This is a genomic window from Pseudomonas migulae (assembly GCF_024169315.1).
Classification (GTDB): domain Bacteria; phylum Pseudomonadota; class Gammaproteobacteria; order Pseudomonadales; family Pseudomonadaceae; genus Aquipseudomonas; species Aquipseudomonas migulae_B.
Genome location: NZ_JALJWR010000001.1, coordinates 4,802,234 through 4,819,560, shown reverse-complemented (window position 1 = coordinate 4,819,560; position 17,327 = coordinate 4,802,234). Strand labels below are relative to the sequence as shown.

Below are 17,327 nucleotides of genomic sequence, written 5' to 3'. Positions count from 1 at the left end.
CACATGCAATGGGAAGTCGTGATCGGGCTGGAGATTCACACCCAGCTCACCACCCGGTCGAAAATCTTTTCCGGTAGTTCCACCACGTTCGGTTCCGAGCCGAACACCCAGGCCAGCCTGGTTGACCTCGGCATGCCCGGCGTACTGCCGGTGCTGAACCAGGAAGCGGTGCGCATGGCGGTGATGTTCGGTCTGGCGATCGATGCCGAGATTGGCCAGCACAACGTGTTCGCCCGTAAAAACTATTTCTACCCGGACCTGCCGAAGGGCTACCAGATCAGCCAGATGGAGTTGCCGATTGTCGGCAAGGGTCACCTGGACATCGCCATGGAAGACGGCACGATCAAACGTGTCGGCGTGACCCGTGCGCACCTGGAAGAAGACGCCGGCAAAAGCCTGCACGAAGAGTTCAACGGCGCCACCGGCATCGACCTGAACCGTGCCGGCACACCGCTGCTGGAAATCGTGTCCGAGCCGGACATGCGCAGCGCCAAGGAAGCCGTGGCTTATGTCAAGACGATCCACGCGCTGGTGCGTTACCTGGGCATTTGCGACGGCAACATGGCCGAAGGCTCGCTGCGTTGCGACTGCAACGTGTCGATCCGTCCTAAAGGTCAGGTTGAGTTCGGCACCCGCTGCGAGATCAAGAACGTCAACTCGTTCCGGTTCATCGAGAAAGCGATCAACAGCGAAGTGCAGCGTCAGATCGAGCTGATCGAAGACGGCGGCAAAGTGATCCAGCAGACTCGCCTGTACGATCCGAACAAGGACGAGACCCGTCCGATGCGCAGCAAAGAGGAAGCCAACGACTACCGCTACTTCCCCGATCCGGACCTGCTGCCGGTGGTCATCGAGGACTCGTTCCTCAATGACGTGCGCGCCACACTGCCGGAATTGCCACCGCAAAAACGCGAGCGTTTCCAGGAGCAGTTCGGTCTGTCGGTCTACGACGCCAGCGTCCTGGCCACCAGCCGCGAGCAAGCCGATTACTTCGAGAAAGTCGTGAGCATTGGCGGCGACGCCAAACTGGCGGCCAACTGGGTGATGGTTGAACTGGGCAGCCTGTTGAACAAACAGGGCCTGGACATCGAGCAGTCGCCGGTTTCGGCCGAGCAACTGGGCGGCATGCTGCTGCGGATCAAGGACAACACCATCTCCGGCAAGATCGCCAAAGTGGTGTTTGAAGCCATGGCCAACGGCGAAGGCAGCGCCGACGAGATCATCGACAAGCGCGGCCTCAAGCAGGTGACCGACACCGGCGCAATCTCGGCGGTGCTGGACGAAATGCTCGCGGCCAACGCCGAGCAGGTCGAACAATACCGTGCGGCAGACGAAGCCAAACGCGGCAAGATGTTCGGCTTCTTCGTCGGCCAGGCCATGAAAGCCTCCAAAGGCAAGGCCAACCCGCAACAGGTCAACGAACTGCTGAAAAGCAAGCTCGAAGGCTGACCGGAATGGAGCCAGATCTTAAGCCTGGCTCCATTCCCTTGTGGGAGCGGGCTTGCTCGCGAAAGCAGTTCGGCCCTCAACACAAGGTTGACTGTCAGAATGCATTCGCGAGCAAGCCCGCTCCCACATTTGTTTCCGGGATACCTTTTATGAAGCGTCTGCTCAGTGCCTGCGCCCTGCTCTCTCTGCTGGCCGGTTGCGCCAGCACGGATGTTGTTGATCCACACGGCTACGACAAGTCCGGCGTAGCTTCGTATTACGGCGCCAAACACCATGGCAAACGCACCGCCAGCGGCGAGCGTTTCAACCAGCACGGCCTGACCGCCGCCCATCGCCAGTTGCCATTCGGCACCCGGGTGAAGATTACCAACCTGAATAACGACAGGTCCTGCGTGGTGCGCATCAACGACCGCGGGCCATACTCTCGTGGGCGCCTGATCGACGTGTCACGTGAAGCGGCCGAACAGTTGGGCATGATGCGCAGTGGCACCGCGAAGGTTCGCGTACAAGCCCTCGACGACTGATAGACGGAGCGCCAACCATTTTCGGACTTGCCGATATACCCCTGATCAGCGTGATTGAATTGCTCAGCGGCTTGCTGTTGCTGATCGCCGGCGCTGAGCTGATGGTGCGCGCCGCCGTGCGTCTCGCCGCGCGCCTGCATGTACGACCGCTGATCATCGGCCTGACCATCGTCGCCCTGGGCAGCAGCGCGCCGCAGATGGCGGTCAGCCTGCAAGCCACCCTGGCACAAAACGCCGACATCGCCGTCGGCAGCGTGATTGGCAGCAGCATCTTCAACATCCTCGTCACCCTCGGGCTCTCGGCGCTGATCACCCCGCTGCGGGTTTCGCGGCAACTGGTGCGCCTGGACATTCCGTTGATGATCGGCGCCAGCCTGCTGGTGTTTGTTCTGGCCTGGAATAAAGAACTGACCCGCGTCGATGGCGTGATGCTGCTGACGGCGCTGGCACTGTATCTGGGCTTGTTGCTGCGACAGTCGCGGCACTCGGTCCGTCCGCAATCGACAACGCATGACGTCCCGCAAGTGCCGTGGTTCAGCAGCCTGCTGATGATCGTCGCCGGCCTCGCGATGCTGGTATACGCCGGGCACTTGCTGTTGGGCGCTGCGGTGTCGGTCGCCACTGACCTAGGGCTGTCGGAAAGGATCATCGGCCTGACCATCGTCGCCGTCAGCACGTCCTTGCCGGAGCTGGCCACCTCGTTGATCGCGGCGTTACGTGGTCAGCGTGACATCGCCGTCGGTAACGTGATCGGCAGCAACCTGTTCAACCTTTTGGGGGTGCTGGGCGTGACAGCGCTGATCGCGCCGTCACCGTTGTCGGTCTCGCCCAACGCACTGGATTTCGACTTGCCGGTGATGCTCGGCGTCGCGGCGCTGTGCCTGCCGGTGTTCTATTCCGGGTATCGGGTGACACGCGCCGAAGGTCTGCTGTTTTTGGGCTTGTACCTGGCTTACGGCCTGCACGTGGTGTCGTTCACCACCGGCATGCCGCTGGCCGGCAAGCTTGAACACCTGATGCTGTTTTTCGTCCTGCCGGCGCTGGTGGCGTTTCTGTTGTTCACGTCGCTGCGCGCCTGGCGTCGCCAACACCACAAGAGGGAATTGCCATGACCGATAATAAAAAGCCCGGCGTTGAAGTCCGCCGCCAAGTGATGGGCGATGCCTTCGTCGACCGCGCGCTGGGCAATGCCACAGAGTTCACCCAGCCGTTGCAGGATTTCGTCAATGAACACGCCTGGGGCAGCGTGTGGAATCGCGAAGGCCTGCCGCTGAAAACCCGCAGCCTGATCACCCTCGCCGCGCTGACCGCGCTGAAGTGCCCGCAGGAATTGAAAGGCCACGTGCGCGGTGCGCTGAACAACGGGTGCACCGTGGAAGAGATTCGCGAGGCGTTGCTGCATTGCGCGGTGTATGCGGGCGTGCCGGCGGCGATCGATGCGTTTCGGGCGGCGCAGGAAGTGATTGATACCTACCAGAAGCCGGAATGAATATTCGAATTTAGGGGTGAAAGGACTGGCACCTTCGCGGGCAAGCCTCGCTCCTACAGGTTAGGAGATCCTCTGTAGGAGCGAGGCTTGCCCGCGAAGAGGCCCTGAAGGCCACTGCAAATCCCGAAGCTAGATCCACCCCCCCCACTGCAACAGGAAGATCCCGATGTTAGTGGTCACCGCCGCCATCAGCGTAGTGATCACAATGATCGCCGCCGCCAGTTCATGATTGCCATCGGCCTGTCGGGCCATGACAAAACTGGCCGCTGCGGTCGGGCTGCCGAAGTACAGGAACAAGATTCCCAACTCCGCCCCGCGAAAGCCCCACAACCAAGCCCCCAGCGTCGCCAGCACCGGCAGGCCGATCATCTTCACCAGGCTTGAACTCAGCGCCATGTTGCCGCTCTTGCGCATGGCCGCCAGCGACAGCGTGCCGCCGATGCAGATCAATGCCAACGGCAACGTGGTTTGCGCCAGGTACTGACCGGACGTCTCCAGCCAGCCCGGCAGACCGATCTTGAAATACGCAAACGGCGCCGCCGCAAACACGCTGATGATCAACGGGTTGATCATCACGCTTTTGCAGATACTCCACGGATCGGACTTGATCACCGGGCTGTAGACCGCCAGCACGATGGTCGAGAGCGTGTTGTAGAACAGGATCACCAGCGCCGCGAGAATCGCCCCGAGGGAAATCCCGTAATCGCCGTACATGCTCGCGGCCAGAGCGAGGCCGATAACCCCGTTATTGCCGCGAAACGCGCCTTGAGTGTAAATCCCGCGGTCTTCACGCGGACACCTCAGGATCGCCCAGCCCCAGGCGATGGCGAAGCTGACCAGCGTCGCAATCGAAAAATAGATCAGCAGCGCCGGTTGCAACGCGGCGCGCAGGTCGGCGTGCAGGATGCCCAGGAACAGCAACGCCGGCATGGTGACGTTGAACACCAGGGCCGACGCGGTGTGGATGAAATTGTCGTTGATCCAGTTGATGCGCTTGAGCACGACACCCAGAAACAGCATGGCAAACACCGGCGCGGTGATGTTCAGGGTTTCGAGGAAGATTGCCAGCATGCCGGGAGTTACCTTGGGTGGGCGTCGTTAGGGGGCTAATGATAAGCCACTGAAGACATCGGCGTCTGGTAGAACGCCATCGCGGGCAAGCCCGCTCCCACAGGGTGCGTCGTTGTTGCACAAATTGTGTGAACACCGAAGATCACTGTGGGAGCGGGCTTGCCCGCGATGAACGATGACGCGGTCTTAAGTGATCGGCGCCGGGTTGAACAACGTGATGTCGTTATGCAGCTTGTGCTGCTCGGCCCACGTCTGCTTCTTGCCGCTGGCCACGTCCAGGTAGTAGTGAAACAACTCCCACCCGAGGTCCTCGATCGACGCGCGTCCGGTCGCAATCCGCCCGGCATCGATGTCGATCAGGTCCGGCCAGCGCTGCGCCAGTTCAGTCCGGGTCGACACCTTCACCACCGGCGCCATCGCCAGACCATACGGCGTACCGCGCCCGGTGGTGAACACATGCAGGTTCATTCCCGCCGCCAGTTGCAACGTCCCGCAGACAAAATCACTGGCCGGGGTCGCGCAGAAAATCAGGCCTTTACGCTTGAAGCGTTCGCCAGGGCCAAGCACTCCGTTGATCGCGCTGCTGCCGGATTTGACGATCGAGCCCAGGGACTTCTCGACAATGTTCGACAACCCGCCCTTCTTGTTGCCCGGCGTGGTGTTGGCGCTGCGGTCCGCTTCGCCCTTGGCCAGGTAACGATCGTACCAGTCCATTTCCCGCACCAGTTCCTGAGCGACCTCCTCGGTTTCCGCACGGGAAGTCAGCAGGTAAATCGCATCGCGCACTTCGGTGACTTCGGAAAACATCACCGTCGCGCCCGCGCGCAGCAACAGGTCCGAGGCATAGCCCAACGCCGGGTTCGCGGTGATCCCGGAGAACGCATCGCTACCGCCGCACTGCATGCCGAGGATCAGCTCGGAGGCCGGCACGGTTTCCCGGCGACGTAGATCGAGCTTCTTCAAACGGGTCTCGGCCAGCGCCATGATCTGCTCGATCATTTCGGTGAAGCCGTGACTCGAATCCTGCAAGCGGTACAGCCACGGATCGCTGAGATCGACCGAACTGTCGTTCTCGTGCATCACCTGCCCGGCCTGCAATTTCTCGCAGCCCAGGCTGATCACCAGCGCCTCGCCACCCAGGTTCGGGTTGCGCGCCAGATTGCGCACGGTGCGAATCGGGATGTACGCGTCGGTGGCGGTAATCGCCACGCCGCAGCCGTAGCTGTGGGTCAGTGCCACCACGTCATCGACGTTCGGGTACTTGGGCAGCAATTCATCCTTGATGCGCTTGACCGCATGATCGAGCACCCCGGTGACGCACTGGACCGTGGTCGTAATCCCGAGAATGTTGCGCGTGCCGACGGTGCCGTCGGCGTTGCGATAACCCTCGAACGTGAAGCCTTCCAGCGGTGCCTGCGCCGCCGGCACATCGGTGGACAGCGGCAAGCTGTCCAGCGGTGGCGCGGTGGGCATGCGCAGTTGATCTTCCTTGACCCAGCTGCCGCGCGGAATCGGCTGCAACGCGTAGCCGATGGTCTGGCCGTAACGAATCACCTGGCCGCCCTCGGGGATGTCTTCGAGGGTGACCTTGTGGCTCTGTGGCACGAAGTCCACGGTGACCAGGCCATCGGGAAACTCGGTGCCTGCCGGTACGCCCTGATCGTTGACCACGATCACGACGTTGTCCCGTTCGTGCAGGCGGATGTAACGCGGCGAGTCGGAATGTTCAATCAACTGCATGACGCCGCTCCTCAGGAATGCGCTTGTGACAATTTATTATTGGTTTCAGGACCGCTGACGGGCGGCTCTTTAAGTACCACACGCTTGATCGGACCCACGATCACCAGGTAGCTGAACACGGCAACCAGTGCGTTGCAGCCGACAAACACCAGCGCCCATTTGAACGAGCCTGTAGAGCTGATGATGTAGCCGATCACGATTGGCGTGGTGATCGAAGCGATGTTGCCGAAGGTGTTGAACAGACCACCGCTCAGACCGGCGATCTGTTTCGGCGACGTGTCGGACACCACGGCCCAACCCAGCGCACCCACGCCTTTGCCGAAGAATGCCAGGGCCATGAAGCCCACGACCATCCATTCAACATCGACATAATTGCAGGCCACGATGCTGCTGGAAACCAGCAAACCGGCAATGATCGGCGCCTTGCGGGCGAAAGTCAGGGAATGGCCCTTACGCAGCAGGTAATCGGAAATCACCCCGCCGAGCACGCCACCGATGAAACCGCAGATCGCCGGCAACGAGGCGATGAAACCGGCCTTGAGGATGGTCATCCCGCGCTCTTGCACCAGGTATACCGGGAACCAGGTCAGGAAGAAGTAGGTGATGCCGTTGATGCAGTACTGGCCCAGATACACACCGAGCATCATGCGGTTGGTCAGCAGTTGGCGGATGTAGTCCCACTTCGGACCGTCGCCTTTTTTGCCTTTGCCTTTGTCCTGGTCCATATCGACCATGCCGCCGTTGTCGGCGATGTGCTTGAACTCGGCGTCGTTGATCATCGGGTGCTGACGCGGGCTGTAGATCACCTTCAGCCAGATGCCCGAGAAGATGATGCCGATCACACCCATGACGATGAACACGTGCTGCCAGCCGAAGCTGTAGACGATCCAGCCCATCAGCGGCGCGAACAACACGGTGGCGAAGTATTGCGCCGAGTTGAAGATCGCCGAAGCGGTGCCACGTTCAGCGGTCGGGAACCAGGCCGCAACGATGCGTGCGTTACCGGGGAAGGATGGCGCTTCGGCCAGGCCTACCAGGAAGCGCAGCATGAACAGCGCAACCACCGCCGTGGACATGCCGAACTCGCCGACATAGCCCTGCAGCACGGTGAACAATGACCAGGTGAAAATGCTCAGCGCGTAGATTTTTTTCGAGCCGAAACGGTCCAGCAGCCAGCCACCGGGAATTTGCCCGGCCACGTAGGCCCAACCGAATGCAGAGAAGATGTAACCGAGGGTGACCGCGTCGATGCCGAGGTCTTTTTGCAGGCTGGAGCCGGCGATGGCGATGGTAGCCCGGTCGGCGTAGTTGATCGTGGTCACGAGGAAAAGCATGAGCAGGATCAAATAGCGGACGTGAGTCGGCTTCTGAGTCGATTGCATGTAGATGTACTCCCACTGATTATTTTTATGCGGGTAATAACAATGTTCTGTAGGCGCTGATTTCCTGTGGGAGCCGGGCTTGTCCGCGATGCAGGCACCGCGCAGTGTCAGTCACTTTGCGGTGATGCTATCGCCGGCAAGCCAGCTCCCACAGGTATAGCGGTGCGTCAGGAACCGATGTACGACGTTTTTACGACTGTGTAGAACTCTTGCGCATAGCGACCTTGTTCGCGGGAACCATAGGATGAGCCTTTACGCCCACCGAACGGAACGTGGTAATCCACGCCGGCGGTCGGCAGGTTGACCATCACCATCCCGGCCTGGGAATGACGCTTGAAGTGGTTGGCGTACTTCAGCGACGTGGTGGCGATGCCTGCCGACAAACCGAACTCGGTGTCGTTGGCCATGGCCAGCGCAGCGTCGTAATCGGCCACACGAACCACGTTGGCCACCGGGCCAAAGATCTCTTCACGGCTGATGCGCATCGCGGCTTCGCTGTCGGCAAACAGCGTTGGCGCGAGGTAGTAGCCTTCGGTGTCGCAGGTCACAAGACCACCGCCGCTGACCAGACGCGCACCTTCGGACTGGCCGATGTCGATGTACTTCATGTCCTGTTCAAGCTGCGCTTGCGAAACCACCGGACCGATGTCGGTGCCGGTTTTCAGCGCGTGACCGACCTTGATCGACTTCATGCGCTCGGCCATGGCTTCGACGAATTTGTCGTGGATGCCGGCGGTGACGATGAAACGGCTAGAGGCGGTGCAACGCTGGCCGGTCGAGTAGAACGCGCTCTGTACCGACAGTTCGACCGCTTGCTTGAGGTCGGCGTCATCGAGAATGATCTGCGGATTCTTGCCGCCCATTTCCAGCTGGACTTTGGCTTGGCGCGACACGCAGCTGACGGCGATCTGACGACCGACACCGACGGAGCCGGTAAAGCTGATGCCGTCGACTTTCGGGCTCTGCACCAGCGCATCGCCAACCACGCGACCGCTGCCCATCACCAGGTTGAACACGCCGGCCGGGAAGCCTGCGCGGGAGATGATTTCCGCCAGCGCCCAGGCGCAACCCGGAACCAGATCGGCCGGTTTCAGCACGACGCAGTTACCGTAAGCGAGGGCCGGGGCGATTTTCCACGCCGGGATCGCAATCGGGAAGTTCCACGGGGTAATCAGGCCAACCACGCCCAATGCTTCGCGAGTGACTTCGACGTTCACGCCCGGACGTACCGACGGCAGGTAATCACCGGACAGACGCAGGGTTTCACCCGCGAAGAACTTGAAGATATTACCGGCGCGGGTCACTTCGCCGATGGCTTCAGGCAGGGTCTTGCCTTCTTCACGGGCCAGCAAGGTGCCGAGCTCTTCGCGGCGAGCGAGGATTTCAGTGCCGACTTTATCCAGTGAATCGTGGCGCGCCTGAATACCCGAAGTGGACCAGGCCGGAAACGCCGCGCGAGCGGCGTCGATGGCGGCGTGGACCTGGGCCAGATCAGCCTTGGCGTAGTTGCCGATGGTATCGGTCAGTTCGGACGGGTTGATGTTGGCGCAGTAATCGCTGCCCGCAACCCATTCACCGTTGATGTAGTTATCGAAACGCTTTGCATCTGCCACAACAATTCTCCTCACGCAAAAAGCCGCTGATCACTCAGCGGCCTTGTTTAATCGGGTGTGTTACTGCGCACCTTGCTTGTCGATCAGCGCGGCGAGCATTTCGTACTCTTCGCCGGTCAGGTCGGTCAGCGGCGCACGCACAGGGCCGGCGTCGTAGCCAGCGATCTTCGCACCGGCCTTGACGATGCTCACCGCGTAACCGGATTTGCGGTTACGGATGTCCAGGTACGGCAGGAAGAAGTCGTCGATGATCTTGCCGACAGTGGCGTGATCTTCGCGAGCGATGGCGTGGTAGAAATCCATCGCGGTTTTCGGGATGAAGTTGAACACCGCCGAGGAGTAGACCGGCACGCCCAGCGCCTTGTAGGCAGCGGCGTAGACTTCGGCGGTCGGCAAACCGCCCAGGTAGCTGAAGCGATCGCCGAGGCGGCGACGGATCGACACCATCAGTTCGATATCGCCCAGGCCATCCTTGTAGCCGATCAGGTTCGGGCAGCGCTCGGCCAGACGTTCCAGCAACGGAGCGGTCAGGCGGCACACATTACGGTTGTAAACCACCACGCCGATTTTTACCGATTTGCACACGGCTTCAACGTGGGCGGCAACGCCGTCCTGGCTGGCTTCGGTCAGGTAGTGCGGCAGCAGCAACAGACCTTTGGCGCCCAGACGCTCGGCTTCCTGTGCGTACTCGATTGCTTGACGGGTCGAACCACCCACACCGGCGAGAATCGGCACGCTGGTTTCGCAAGTGTCGACGGCCGTCTTGATGATTTCCGAATATTCGCTGGCCGCCAGAGAGAAAAACTCACCGGTGCCGCCCGCGGCGAACAGAGCCGAGGCGCCGTATGGGGCCAGCCATTCGAGACGCTTGATGTAACCCGCGCGATTGAAGTCGCCCTGAGCATTGAAATCGGTAACCGGGAAAGACAGCAGACCGGAAGAGAGGATGGACTTCAGTTCTTGTGGATTCATTATTCGAACACCCTGGGTAGCACGTTTGTGTGTGAGGAAATCGTTCGGCCTGCGCCGAAGTTGTAGGTCATCGTACAACTTAAAAAACAACCGTCAACTGCATTTCATCGCTGCACCTAAAAATTGTGTGTCGGAAAAGTATTTTCTTGACGTAGGAAAGTTCTCCTCTATGCTCCGAACAACTGTATATACATACAGTTACATTAAAGCATACCGACGACATATCAAGGAGATAGAAATGTCAGGTCTACACACACAAATGCCGGAAAAATCCAAGCAGGTCATCGCTGGACTGGATGAGCTGTTTTCCGAAAACGGCATCACCATTACGGGTAATGACCATCTGGTCCTGCGCCTCGACGCCCATGGCACCGACGCCCATCAACCGTCCACCCCTGCTTCCGGCAACGCCTTGAGAGGCAAGCCACAACTAAGGTTCGAGGGGGGTGAACACACCGCCATCGGCGACAACACGCTGCTGCGTTTCGTCAAGGACGCCCCTGCGATAGTGGCGTCGCAGGTCGAGCTGCACTTGCCGAACGGGTTGGCGCTGACCTATGGGCAAGTCGTTGCGCTGGGGGGCGATTTCTATGGCATTCCCGATAAACCGATCAGCGAAGGCGCGACCGCGGCCGACCGGATTCAGCGATTTACCGAGGCCTTCAATTCCCTGGCGGTACTGCCGGCGTCCAATGCCGAAGCGAAGCTGATTCTCGGTGTCATGCAGAAGGAAATCGTCGCCGTCAAACAGGCGATCAAGGACGGCAAACAACCCCACGAGGCGTATGACGCCCTGGGTGATACGTTGTCGGAAGAGTGGAACAGGATCACCGGCGGCGGCAGTTTCGTTTCGGCCCTTTATCCATTGGGCCGCTACCTGAAACTGGCCGCCAACAATGCCGATCACTTTGCCGAGTGGGCACTGCTGGCCTATATCGCCGGGCACACCGCCGCGTTGCAACAAGCGGTGATCGCCCACAACACGGGCGACGACAAGGCGCTGGAACTGGCTTACGCGATGAACGCTTTCGCCGATCACTACCTGACCGACCTGTTTTCCGCCGGCCACCTGCGCGTGCCACGCAAACAGTTGGCGGCGGTGGTCACGCCGAGTGATCTGGGCTCATTGATTACCCGCTTCATGCACGACGAAGACAGCAAGTTCGGCCTTAACGTGCGCAACGGCGATGGCGCGCAATGGCACGCGTATGGCGACAAGCGCTACTTCGACGCAATCGACAGCGCCAATCGCCTCCAGGTCAATCAAGCGGTTCAAGTGTCGGCGGATGAGATATTCGCGGCGTACCTCAGCGGCATCGCCCCTTCGCCAGGCAGCTTCGCAGCGTTGAAAAAACTGCCTGATCTGCAAGCGGTGTTGAGCCCGACGGGCAATTTCTCGCCGTTGTTCAAGGTCGAGGGCACCAAGGTGCTGCGGCGCAAGGACGTCAACAACCTGAACGATACCGCCACGGTGGATGACTGGTGGGGCTGGAGCACTTACCTGCTGCTCAAGGACTACAACCCGACTGGCAACGTGGCCTGATAAGGAGATCGATGATGAGCATCAAATTGAAACTGGAACTGGCCTCGGGCCAATCGCTGAAGGGTGCGCCGCTGGAGTTGTTGGCGGATGGCAAGCCGATTGCCAAAGCGGTGGTGGGTGAGTCTGGGGTCGTGGCGTTCGATGCCAGGCCCAAGGCAGCCAAACTGACGGTGCGAGTAGACCGGGGGATTTTGAAAACCGCCTGAAAGATGGTTTGAAGGCTTCTGGCCCCATCGCGGGTTCGCCCGCGATGGCATTATCTGTGACGCAGCGGCGAAGGCGGATTGACACTGACCATTCATCGAAACTGTTATTTCTTACAGTTTCGAGTCCCCTACCTCCGAGGCTTAATCGGGCAGTCAATCACTGCACAGGCGAAGGCCCCATGAGCACAATCCATCGGTTTAACTTTCCTGCCAAAACCAGACATGCAGCTCAGGAGTTGCCATCAGATTTTGACCTGAATGTGAGTGTGGGCGATATCGTCGCGTTTGAAACACTGCCCGGCCAGTACTGGGAAATCACCCTGAAAATATTCAAGGTTTTGCTGAACGACACAATTGAGTACGTGGATTACAAAACGATCGAGGTGAAAGATCCTTACCTCTAGCCCCGCTGCGCCTCAGCCTCTTCATGGGCATGACGCAACCGCTCGCGGCTGTTGGTCAAATGCAAGCGCATCGCCGCCCGCGCGGCATCGGAATCCTGACGGGCAATCGCATCGTAGATCTCTTCGTGCTCACGGCTCAGACGGCTCATGTAGTGCTGCTGATCATCATGGGCCAGGCGCGCCGAGTTGAGTCGAGTGCGCGGAATGATGCTGGTGCCGAGGTGGGTCATGATGTCGGTGAAATAGCGGTTGCCGGTCGACAGCGCGATTTGCAGGTGGAACTGAAAGTCCGAGGCCACGGCATCACTGGCGTGGGCCGCGCTTTCGTTCAAGGCGTCCAGCGCGGCGCGCATCAGCGCCAACTGTTCAGGGCTGCGGCGTTGTGCGGCGAGGCCGGCGGATTCCACTTCGAGGCTGATGCGCAGTTCCAGAATCGCCAGCACATCACGCAGCGTCACCACGGTGGCCGGGTCGATACGAAAACCGCTCGGGCTCGGCGTATCGAGCACGAAGGTGCCGATGCCGTGGCGGGTTTCCACCTGCCCGGCCGCCTGCAAACGGGAAATCGCTTCGCGCACCACGGTGCGACTGACGCCATGGGCATCCATGATCGCCGACTCGGTGGGCAACTTGTCGCCGCGCTTGAGTTGACCGTCGCGGATCTGCTCGGACAGCACCGTCACCAGTTCCTGTGCGAGGCTACGGCGCTTGCGAGGGAGGCGTGGTACGTCGATCGGGTTTTCCATGGGGAACGTCTGTCTCGAAAAATTCGGCTGAAACCGCATCATAGCGCAACGCGGTTGTACGATCACCACCACTCCCTGTGGGCGCGAACTGTGGCGAGGAGATTCATCCCCGCTGGATGGCGGAGCCATCCCAAAACCTGCCGCCTCGGTGCAGCAGGTACACCGAGTGCAGATGGATTTGCGACGGCTGCGCCGCCGAACGGGGTGGTGCGGCGTTCCGATGAATCCCCTCGCCACAAAGGCTTTATCCCCCAGGGATTGTGGTGTTTATGCCGTCACGGTCTGATCCACCAGATGCCCATTGTCGATGCGCACATGCCGCGGGTGGAAGCGTTTCAGGCTGCTGCGATGCCCGACGCTGACGATGCTCAGCCCCGGAATCTCATCGATCAACGCCTGGTACAACGACGCCTCATCCTCCTCGTCCATCGCCGAGGTCGCTTCGTCCATGTACAGCCACTGCGGCGCATAAAGCAGCGCTCGGGCAAAGGCCAGGCGCTGTTGCTCACCCGGCGAGAGCATGCGTTGCCAGTGATTCGCTTCATCCAGACGCGAAACCAGGTGCGGCAAACGACAGGTTTCCAGCACGTGAACGTAACGCTCTTGCGAATAGGTCTCGCCGGGCTGTGGATAACTCAGCGCTTCGCGCAGCGTCCCAATCGGCAGGTAAGGTTTTTGCGGCAGGAACAGATAACGCGCCGCCGGCAGACGAATGCTGCCATGACCCGCCGGCCACAGATGCCCCATAGCCCGCAGCAACGTGGACTTGCCGCTGCCGGAACGACCGCTGAGCATCACGCGCTCGCCCTCCTCCACGGTCATGTCGGCGTTGGTCAGCAGGTGACGACCATCCGCGAGGTCGAGGCCCAGGTTTTGCACTTTCAACGCCGAACCCGAATTCTGCACGTCGATCGCGGGTGCGCGCTCTTCGTTGTCGGTCATGGCCTGACGGAAACTCAGCAGACGATCACACGTGGCGCGCCACGACGCGAGGTTCTGGTACGCACTGATAAACCAGCTGAAACTCTCCTGCACATTGCCGAACGCCGAACTGATTTGCATCAGCTCACCGAGTTCGATCTTGCCGGCGAAATAACGTGGCGCGGCGACCATGAACGGAAAGATGATGGCCGCCTGTTGGTAACCTGCGGTAAAGAACGTCAGACGCTTGGACACCTTCATGATGTCCCAGAAGTTGTGCCAGACCAGCCCGAAGCGGCTGCTCAAGCGACGGTTTTCATTCGGCTCACCGTTGTACAAGGCAATGCTTTCGGCATTTTCACGGACGCGGACCATGGAGAAACGCAGATCGGCTTCGAAACGTTGTTGGTTGTTGTTCAGGCCGATCAAGCGACGGCCGATCAAATGGGTCAGCCAGCTGCCGATCACGGCATAGACCAGCACGCACCAGAACATATAGCCGGGAATGGTAAAACCGAACACTTCAATGCTGCCCGAAACGCCCCACAGAATGATCGAGAACGACACCAGGCTGACGATGTTACGCAGCAAACCGATGCCCAGTTCCAGAGTGTTCGAGGTGAAGTTGTTGAGGTCTTCGGAAATCCGCTGGTCCGGGTTATCGGTATAACCGCCCTGCTCCAGCTGGTAGTAATTCTTGTTGCCGAGCCAGCGGGCGAAATGCTTTTCCGTGAGCCAGGCCCGCCAGCGGATGGTCAGCATCTGGGTCAGGTAGAGCCGGTACACGGCGCCGACGATCGCCACCGCCGCAATCCCGCAGAAATACAGGATCAACCGCCAGAACGCGGCTTCGTCCTTTTGCTGCAGAGCGTTGTAGAAATCCTTGTACCAGGTGTTGAACCACACCGAGATGCCCACGCTGACCAGTGATAATGCAATCACTGCGATCAGCAGCGTCCAGGCCTTGACCTTCTCTTCGCTGCGCCAGTAAGGCGTGATCATCGCCCAGACTTTGCGAAAAAACTGCCCGCGCACAGCATCGTTGACCGCGGAATATTCAGCGTTCTGATTCATGGAAAAGGCTCGATAAAGAAAAGAACACGCACGAACCGATCATAGAGGATCGGTTCGGTCTGTCGCGAGGCGCGGTCGGCATTCGTTCAGCGCAGGTTCAGCGACGAACGGGACGCTTCTGCAGTTTGCGCTGCAGCGTGCGCCGGTGCATGCCCAGGGCGCGGGCAGTGGCGGAGATGTTGCCTTCATGTTCGGTCAGCACGCGCTGGATATGTTCCCACTGCAGACGGTCCACCGACATCGGGTTTTCCGGCACCAGGGTGTCGAGGTCGGCGTGCTCGGAGAGCAGTGCGGCCAAAACGTCATCGGCATCCGCCGGTTTGCACAGGTAGTTGCACGCACCGCGCTTGATCGCCTCGACGGCGGTGGCAATGCTCGAGTAACCGGTGAGGATCACCACGCGCATGTCCGGGTCGAGTTCGAGCAGTTTCGGCAACAACACCAGGCCCGAATCGCCGTCCATCTTCAGGTCCAGCGCGGCGTAATCCGGGATGTCGGCCTGGGCGATGGTCAGGCCTTCTTCGGCGGAACCGGCGGTGCTGACGCGAAAACCGCGGCGTGCCATGGCGCGCGCCATCACGCGGGTGAACGTGGCGTCGTCATCTACCAGCAGCAAATGCGGCAGTTCTTCGCCTTCGACTTGGATCTCGTCACTCATGTTCGTCTCCTCGGGCGACACGGGGCAGGCGCAGCTCGGTGAGCGTGCCACCTTCCTCATGACTGTAGAGTTTCACTGAGCCGCCGGCGCGTGTCACGCTGGCCTTGCTCAAAAACAGGCCCAGGCCGAAACCTTTGCCCTTGGTGGTAAAAAACGGTTTGCCGATCTGTTCGGCAATGGCCAGTGGCACACCGGCGCCGTGGTCGCGAATGCTGATGGTCAAATCCTCGGCATTCCAGTCCAGCGTCACTTGCAGCCCTTCGGGGCAGGCGTCGGCGGCGTTGTTCAACAAATTCAGCAGTGCCTGGGTCAGGTCCGGCGGCGGCGCCATGCGCGGCACCGTGCCCTGGCCCAGACGCTGGAAGCGGTAGCTGGCTTCCGGGCGCATCAGGTGCCAGCGATTCAGCGCTTCGTCGAGCCAGTCGGTGACGTCCTGCATTTCCACCGCCAAACGGCGATTGGCCTCCGCCGCCCGAACAAGTTGCTGCAGGGTCTCTTTGCAGAGTTTGACCTGATCCTGCAATACGCTCAGGTCGTCCTGCAGCATCGGGTCGTGATGGTCCTGGCGCATTTCCTTGAGCAGCACGCTCATGGTCGCCAGCGGCGTGCCCAGTTCATGGGCGGCGCCGGCGGCCTGGGTGGCGACGGCCAGCAATTGCTGATCACGCAGACCTTCTTCGCGACGGATCGCCCGCAGCTCTTCCTGGCGGCGCAGCTCTTCAGCCATGCGCGCGGCGAAGAAAGTGATCACCGCAGCGGCCAGGGCGAAACTCAGCCACATCCCGTAGACCTGCAGATTTTCCCGGGCAATCGGGAAGGTTTGCAGGGGATAGAAGCGCGCCAGCAGCAAGGTGTACATCGTCAGCGCAATGCCCGACAGGATCACCGAATAACGCCATGGCAGCGTCACGGCGGCGATGGTCAGCGGCACCAGGTAATAAGAGACGAAAGGGTTGGTCGAGCCGCCGGAGAAATACAGCAAGGCACTGTGGATAAACAGGTCGCAGGCCAGTTGCACGGCGTATTCGAGTTCGGTGACGGGCCATGAAGTGCGCAGGCGAATCGCCGTGAACGCGCACAGCAACATCGAGCAACCGAGGGTCGCGGCCAGTTGAAACCAGGGCAGTGGCAGCAAGTCGAGCCAGTAGGCCAGGCCCACGGAACCGGCCTGAGCGGCCAGCACCAAGGTGCGGATGAACGTCAGCCGCCAGAGATTCTGGCGGGTTGCAGAAGTGATTTGAACGGCGGCGAGCATGAGCTCTCCTGATGAGCGCTCCAGGCGGATCGCACGGAGTATAACCAAGCACGGAGGCTGGCAGGCAAAAGTGCGGCAAACGGCCACAGGTGCGTGTGACAAACACTCTTTGTGACTGGGAGCTCTTTGTGGCGAGGGGATTCATCCCCGTCCGGCGGCGAAGCCGTCGTAAACCGTCCACTGATATATATGGCAGGATTGGGTATTTTGGGGCGGCTTCGCCACCCAACGGGGATGAATCCCCTCGCCACAGGGTCACCTGGCAATCATCTGTATAGAA

At 60.3% G+C, this 17,327-nt stretch carries 16 protein-coding genes; 7 read left to right on the top strand and 9 right to left on the bottom strand.

Going from position 1 to position 17,327, the window contains the following annotated elements:
* Nucleotides 1–3: 3 nt before the first annotated feature.
* The 4 genes from gatB (at nt 4) to J2Y86_RS22035 (ending at nt 3,462) form a co-directional block, all read left to right on the top strand.
* Nucleotides 4–1,449, top strand: coding sequence for an Asp-tRNA(Asn)/Glu-tRNA(Gln) amidotransferase subunit GatB (gene gatB, locus J2Y86_RS22050; protein WP_253436333.1), 1,446 nt, complete (start codon nt 4–6; stop codon nt 1,447–1,449).
* Between the two features lie 149 nt (nt 1,450–1,598).
* A complete protein-coding gene (locus J2Y86_RS22045; protein ID WP_253436331.1) occupies nt 1,599–1,973 on the top strand; it encodes a septal ring lytic transglycosylase RlpA family protein in 375 nt (124 codons plus the stop codon).
* Between the two features lie 50 nt (nt 1,974–2,023).
* Complete coding sequence (locus tag J2Y86_RS22040; protein ID WP_253436328.1) at nt 2,024–3,085, top strand: calcium/sodium antiporter; 1,062 nt, start codon at nt 2,024–2,026, stop codon at nt 3,083–3,085.
* Entirely contained in the window at nt 3,082–3,462 is a 381-nt protein-coding gene (locus J2Y86_RS22035) for a carboxymuconolactone decarboxylase family protein (RefSeq protein ID WP_109627965.1), read from the top strand. Before J2Y86_RS22040 ends, J2Y86_RS22035 begins: the two co-directional genes overlap by 4 nt.
* A gap of 129 nt (nt 3,463–3,591) precedes the next feature.
* Here J2Y86_RS22035 and J2Y86_RS22030 read toward each other — a convergent pair whose 3' ends face one another.
* The 5 genes from J2Y86_RS22030 to kdgD form a co-directional block, all read right to left on the bottom strand.
* Complete coding sequence (locus J2Y86_RS22030) at nt 3,592–4,533, bottom strand: AEC family transporter (protein WP_253436324.1); 942 nt, start codon at nt 4,531–4,533, stop codon at nt 3,592–3,594.
* Between the two features lie 186 nt (nt 4,534–4,719).
* Nucleotides 4,720–6,273, bottom strand: a complete 1,554-nt coding sequence (gene garD / locus J2Y86_RS22025; protein ID WP_253436321.1) for a galactarate dehydratase — start codon at nt 6,271–6,273, stop codon at nt 4,720–4,722.
* A gap of 11 nt (nt 6,274–6,284) precedes the next feature.
* The gene (locus tag J2Y86_RS22020; RefSeq protein WP_253436318.1) at nt 6,285–7,655 is read right to left on the bottom strand and encodes an MFS transporter; all 1,371 of its coding nucleotides are present in this window, start codon (nt 7,653–7,655) and stop codon (nt 6,285–6,287) included.
* Between the two features lie 167 nt (nt 7,656–7,822).
* Nucleotides 7,823–9,268 (bottom strand): aldehyde dehydrogenase family protein, encoded by a 1,446-nt coding sequence (locus J2Y86_RS22015; protein WP_253436314.1) that lies wholly within the window; start codon nt 9,266–9,268, stop codon nt 7,823–7,825.
* A gap of 60 nt (nt 9,269–9,328) precedes the next feature.
* On the bottom strand, nt 9,329–10,240 hold the full coding sequence (gene kdgD / locus J2Y86_RS22010) for a 5-dehydro-4-deoxyglucarate dehydratase (RefSeq protein ID WP_008026855.1): 912 nt from the start codon (nt 10,238–10,240) through the stop codon (nt 9,329–9,331).
* A gap of 238 nt (nt 10,241–10,478) precedes the next feature.
* Between kdgD and J2Y86_RS22005 the strand changes: the two genes are divergently transcribed.
* From J2Y86_RS22005 to J2Y86_RS21995, 3 genes are all read left to right on the top strand, one after another.
* Nucleotides 10,479–11,783, top strand: coding sequence for a phospholipase (locus tag J2Y86_RS22005; protein ID WP_253436311.1), 1,305 nt, complete (start codon nt 10,479–10,481; stop codon nt 11,781–11,783).
* 14 nt (nt 11,784–11,797) lie between these two features.
* Nucleotides 11,798–11,989 (top strand): hypothetical protein, encoded by a 192-nt coding sequence (locus J2Y86_RS22000; RefSeq protein WP_253436308.1) that lies wholly within the window; start codon nt 11,798–11,800, stop codon nt 11,987–11,989.
* 179 nt (nt 11,990–12,168) lie between these two features.
* Nucleotides 12,169–12,393, top strand: a complete 225-nt coding sequence (locus J2Y86_RS21995) for a hypothetical protein (protein ID WP_253436305.1) — start codon at nt 12,169–12,171, stop codon at nt 12,391–12,393.
* On the opposite strand, the gene J2Y86_RS21990 is transcribed toward J2Y86_RS21995, so the two are convergent.
* The 4 genes from J2Y86_RS21990 to J2Y86_RS21975 form a co-directional block, all read right to left on the bottom strand.
* Complete coding sequence (locus J2Y86_RS21990; protein WP_253436302.1) at nt 12,390–13,139, bottom strand: FadR/GntR family transcriptional regulator; 750 nt, start codon at nt 13,137–13,139, stop codon at nt 12,390–12,392. The two genes, J2Y86_RS21995 and J2Y86_RS21990, sit on opposite strands and share 4 nt — an antisense overlap.
* A 267-nt stretch (nt 13,140–13,406) precedes the next feature.
* A complete protein-coding gene (locus J2Y86_RS21985) occupies nt 13,407–15,134 on the bottom strand; it encodes an ABC transporter ATP-binding protein/permease (RefSeq protein ID WP_253436299.1) in 1,728 nt (575 codons plus the stop codon).
* A gap of 97 nt (nt 15,135–15,231) precedes the next feature.
* Complete coding sequence (locus J2Y86_RS21980) at nt 15,232–15,792, bottom strand: response regulator transcription factor (RefSeq protein WP_017336511.1); 561 nt, start codon at nt 15,790–15,792, stop codon at nt 15,232–15,234.
* A complete protein-coding gene (locus J2Y86_RS21975; RefSeq protein WP_149630532.1) occupies nt 15,785–17,047 on the bottom strand; it encodes an ATP-binding protein in 1,263 nt (420 codons plus the stop codon). Before J2Y86_RS21975 ends, J2Y86_RS21980 begins: the two co-directional genes overlap by 8 nt.
* Nucleotides 17,048–17,327: the final 280 nt, after the last annotated feature.